Origin of the sequence: Phenylobacterium sp. (genome assembly GCF_044372605.1) — a bacterium.
Taxonomy (GTDB): domain Bacteria; phylum Pseudomonadota; class Alphaproteobacteria; order Caulobacterales; family Caulobacteraceae; genus Phenylobacterium.
Genome location: NZ_JBILRO010000290.1, coordinates 1 through 3,839 on the forward strand (window position 1 = coordinate 1; position 3,839 = coordinate 3,839).

Annotated in this window: 7 protein-coding genes; 3 read left to right on the top strand and 4 right to left on the bottom strand. The window is 63.7% G+C overall.

Annotated elements, in window-relative coordinates; genetic code table 11:
• Positions 1–704 (top strand): type 1 glutamine amidotransferase (locus ACIQ42_RS16930; protein ID WP_397423410.1); only part of this gene is annotated, 704 nt, incomplete at its 5' end.
• Here ACIQ42_RS16930 and ACIQ42_RS16935 read toward each other — a convergent pair.
• Positions 701–1,099 carry a PIN domain-containing protein gene (locus ACIQ42_RS16935; RefSeq protein ID WP_397423411.1) on the bottom strand — a complete coding sequence of 133 codons (399 nt, stop codon included), beginning with the start codon at positions 1,097–1,099 and terminating at the stop codon, positions 701–703. The genes ACIQ42_RS16930 and ACIQ42_RS16935 overlap by 4 nt on opposite strands.
• Positions 1,092–1,331: an AbrB/MazE/SpoVT family DNA-binding domain-containing protein gene (locus tag ACIQ42_RS16940; protein WP_397423412.1), complete on the bottom strand. Its 240-nt coding sequence runs from the start codon at positions 1,329–1,331 to the stop codon at positions 1,092–1,094. The genes ACIQ42_RS16935 and ACIQ42_RS16940 overlap by 8 nt, the downstream gene beginning before the upstream one ends.
• A gap of 236 nt (positions 1,332–1,567) precedes the next feature.
• Here ACIQ42_RS16940 and ACIQ42_RS16945 point away from each other — a divergent pair, with 236 nt between their 5' ends.
• On the top strand, positions 1,568–1,888 hold the full coding sequence (locus ACIQ42_RS16945) for a hypothetical protein (RefSeq protein ID WP_397423413.1): 321 nt from the start codon (positions 1,568–1,570) through the stop codon (positions 1,886–1,888).
• A gap of 18 nt (positions 1,889–1,906) precedes the next feature.
• On the opposite strand, the gene hemF is transcribed toward ACIQ42_RS16945, so the two are convergent.
• Both hemF and ACIQ42_RS16955 read right to left on the bottom strand, forming a co-directional pair.
• Positions 1,907–2,785 (bottom strand): oxygen-dependent coproporphyrinogen oxidase, encoded by an 879-nt coding sequence (gene hemF / locus ACIQ42_RS16950; RefSeq protein ID WP_397423414.1) that lies wholly within the window; start codon positions 2,783–2,785, stop codon positions 1,907–1,909.
• A 7-nt stretch (positions 2,786–2,792) separates the two neighbouring features.
• Positions 2,793–3,260, bottom strand: a complete 468-nt coding sequence (locus ACIQ42_RS16955; RefSeq protein WP_397423416.1) for a tRNA (cytidine(34)-2'-O)-methyltransferase — start codon at positions 3,258–3,260, stop codon at positions 2,793–2,795.
• 208 nt (positions 3,261–3,468) lie between these two features.
• On the opposite strand from ACIQ42_RS16955, the gene ACIQ42_RS16960 reads away from it, so the two are divergent.
• Positions 3,469–3,839 (top strand): ubiquinol-cytochrome c reductase iron-sulfur subunit N-terminal domain-containing protein (locus ACIQ42_RS16960; protein ID WP_397423415.1); only part of this gene is annotated, 371 nt, incomplete at its 3' end.

The window sequence follows — 3,839 nt, forward strand, 5'->3', positions numbered from 1 at the left end:
GCCTATTGAAAGTCGGTATCCTCAAGACCGGCCACCCGCCGATATCCGCGATCGACGCGTTCGGGACTTACCCCGAGATGTTCATGCGGCTGCTGGGCCCCGAGGCCTACGACTGGCGAACCTACGACGTGGATGGCGGCGAGATGCCTGCCTCGCCCGAGGATTGCGCCGCCTACATCGTCACCGGCTCGGCGGCGGGGGTCTATGAAACCGACCCCTGGATCGGCGCCTTGCTGGACTTCCTGCGCGCAGCCAGGGGGCGGACAAAGCTGGTGGGGGTCTGCTTCGGCCATCAGGCCATGGCCCAGGCCTTTGGCGGCACGGTGATCAAATCTCCCAAGGGCTGGGGCATCGGCGCCCACGACTATGAGGTGGTGGGCCAAGCGCCCTGGATGGATCAGCCAGCGTCGGCGATCCGGCTGCCTGCCTCCCATCAAGATCAGGTGGTGGAATTGCCGCCCGGCGCCGAGGTGATCGTATCCAGCGCCTTCACGCCGATGGCGGGCCTGGCCTGGCGCGACCATTCGGCGATCTCGATCCAGCCCCACCCCGAATTCGACCCGGCCTATGCGACGGCCTTGATCGAGGCGCGGCGGGGCAAGGTCTATGCGGATGACCAGGCAGACCGGGCCGTGGCCAGCTTCGCCGGCCCGGACGACCGGGAGCGAGTGGGGCGCTGGATCGGGACGTTTCTGCGGGGCTAGGCGTCGAGGAAGGGGTTGCGGATCGTCACGCCGCCGATCACCTGGCCGTGCTGCATGTCTTCTGTATACAGCGTTCGGCAACCAGCCTTCTCCGCTACGGCGATTATGCAGGCGTCATAGATGCTGAACCGGTGGCGGCGCGCGATCTCAAGCGCCCGCTCGTGCACATCGACGGTCACCGGTTCGACCTGAAGATAGGCGCGAAAGCCCGCGACAGCGCGCGCGACATCGTCCCAGCTCAAGGCGTGCTTCCTCCGCGCGACAGATGTGAACTCGTTAAGCACCTGGACGCTGATGACTGCATCGCTCCGGGCGAGCTCGAAGGCGCGGGCGTTCTTGGGATCGTCGGTGAGCAGATAGATGAGGACGTTTGTATCCAGGAACGCGTCAGTCACGCGAATTGGCTTCGTCTCTGTCGAACTTGAAGTCGGCCGGCAGTCTGCCTTCCAATGTCTTCAGCCAGTCGAAAAACGCGTCGCGGTCGGCATCTCGGGTCTTCTCGACGACCATGCTCCGCTTGTCCCGCGACAGCAGTTCGATGTTGTCGCCTTCCTTCAAATCGAGCGTGTCGACCAACTCGCGCGGCAGGCGCACCGCCAGACTGTTGCCCCACTTGGCGACTTTCATCGGCGGCTCCATGATATACGACGGTCAGATGTATATCATGGGCGATGCTCGCCAAGCTAGATCAGTTCTGCAGCGACTTGGGCTGAAAAAGGAGACTTTCTCGTCCCACGCGAGCCATGGAACATAGATAGTCGTCGCTGCATGTCGCATACTCCATGGTCTGATGATCCTACGGATTTCAGTAATGCGGAGGTCGAATGTCAAAACGCTCGGGCCTAGCCATTGGAGGCGCTTTGTTGATCGCGGCGTTGCTCGGCGCGCTGATGCTGGATCGATACTCGACGGGTCTGCCTGCGTTACTTTTCTGCCCAATTTCAGCGGCCTTCATCGCCTCTGCGCTAAGTCGTTCGAGCCGGTTGGCCTCGGCGATCGCGGCGGTGGGTGTTTCCATATTGAATCTCGTCTTATTCACGTCGCTCCTGGCGATCATTCATGACCGACGCTTTGGAAGGATGGACCCTGAAGGCCTTGCCGCCTTCCTGTTCCTGCTGGCGATTGCCGGCGTCACTATTGCTCCTGTTCTCGCAGCGATCCTGTGGAAGCGCGGCCGCGCCTAGCTGCGCCGCCGGTCCTCGTCACGTCCACGCCACCATCGGCGGCATCGAGCTCAGGATCGTCTCGATATTCCCCCCCGCCTTCAGCCCGAACATGGTCCCCCGGTCGTAGAGCAGGTTGAATTCCACATAGCGGCCGCGCCGCACCAGTTGCTCGGCGCGTTCCGCCTGCGTCCACGGTTCGCCCATGTGGGCCCGCACGATCTTCGGATAGACGTCCAGGAACGCCTCGCCCACCGCCTGGGTGAAGGCGAAGTCCTTGTCGAAATCACCGGAGTTGTGGCGGTCGTAGAAGATGCCGCCGATGCCGCGCATCTCCTGGCGATGGGGCAGGTAGAAGTACTCGTCGCACCAGGCCTTGTATTTGGCGTACCACTCGGGATCGAAAGGGTCGCAGGCGGCCTTCATGGCGGCGTGGAACAGGACGGTTTCCGGCGCCTCCTGCGTGCGTTGAACCGCCAGCATGGGCGTCAGGTCCGCGCCGCCGCCGAACCAGCTCTCCGCCGTCGACAGGAAGCGGGTGTTCATGTGCACCGTCGGCACGCGCGGACTCACCGGGTGGATGATCAGGCTGATGCTGGCCGAGACGTAGGACGGATCCTTGTCGGCGCCCGGCATGGTGGCGGCCATTTCGGGCGAGAATTTCGCCAGCGCCGCCGACGTGTGGATGCCGGCCTTTTCGATCAGACGTCCGCGCAAGTGACCGCCGATACCGCCGCCGACGCCGGTCTCCCGCGTCCAGGGTCGGAGCTCGAAACGGCCAGGGGCTCCAGGGTAGAGGTCGCCGGAGGCCTCATCTTCCAGACGCTCAAGCGCAGCGATGATGCGCTGCTGCAGGGTTTCGAACCACACCTTGCTGCGGTCGCGGCGGGCAAGGATTTCGGGAGGAAGGCTGGACATGCCGGATCTAGAACCTGCTGATGGCGGGAAACGCCTTGATCTGCCGCAATGCCTCGCCCAGCGCCAGCGTCGCCGCGGTGACGACGTTCAATGAACGCGCGCCGGCAGCCATGGGGATACAAAGCTGCGCATCAGCTGCGGCATGAACTTCATCGGGCGCGCCGGCGCTCTCGCGACCAAACAACAGGACGTCGTCGGGCCTGAACGCGAAATCGTGGAAGGAATGCGCGCTGCGCGTCGTAAACAGCACAAGGCGACCGGATCCCCTTGGATTTGCTTGAAAAACAGACCAGCTGGGAAAGCGCTTCACCTCGGCGATGCCCCCGTAATCCATCGCCGTACGACGGATAGCGGCCTCGCTCAGAGGGAATCCGCAGGGCTCGATCACGTCCAGAGGCACCCCCAGACAGGCGGTCAGACGGATCGCGGCGCCAAGGTTTTGCGGAATGTCCGGTTGAAAAAGGGCCAAACGCATTCTAAGGCCATCCGCCATCGGCTGTCGCTGGGGCGCGGGGATACGAATCGGGGCAAGGCGGACACGACGTTCGCATAGGTCCTGATATACAGTGTTCCTAAATCCGGCTCTTCCGGAACCGGTTCTTGTCCCGCCAACGGACGAGAATCGCTAAGTCTCAGGCCCTCCGGTTTCGTCCGCAGGGCCCCTATCGAAGGGTAGCTTCAAGGTGGCCAGCACCGTCGTGGGCGAATCTCCCGACCCGCACGCTCCGGGGGAAGACCCGAACCGTCGCGACTTCATTCACATCGCTGTCGTGGCGGCTGCAGCGGGCGCTGCGGTCGGCATTGTCTGGCCTCTGGTCAACCAGATGAACCCGGCCGGCGATACGCTGGCGCTCGCGTCCATCGAGTTCGACCTCAGCAAGGTCGCCTCTGGGCAGCAGGTCGTTCTGAAATGGCGCGGCAAACCGCTCTTCGTGCGCAACCGCACCCCGGCCGAGATCGCCAAGGCGGTGGCGACGCCGTTGGGCGACCTTCCCGACCCGCAGGCGGACGACGCGCGACACAAGCCCGGCAAGCCCGAGTGGCTGGTCCTGAT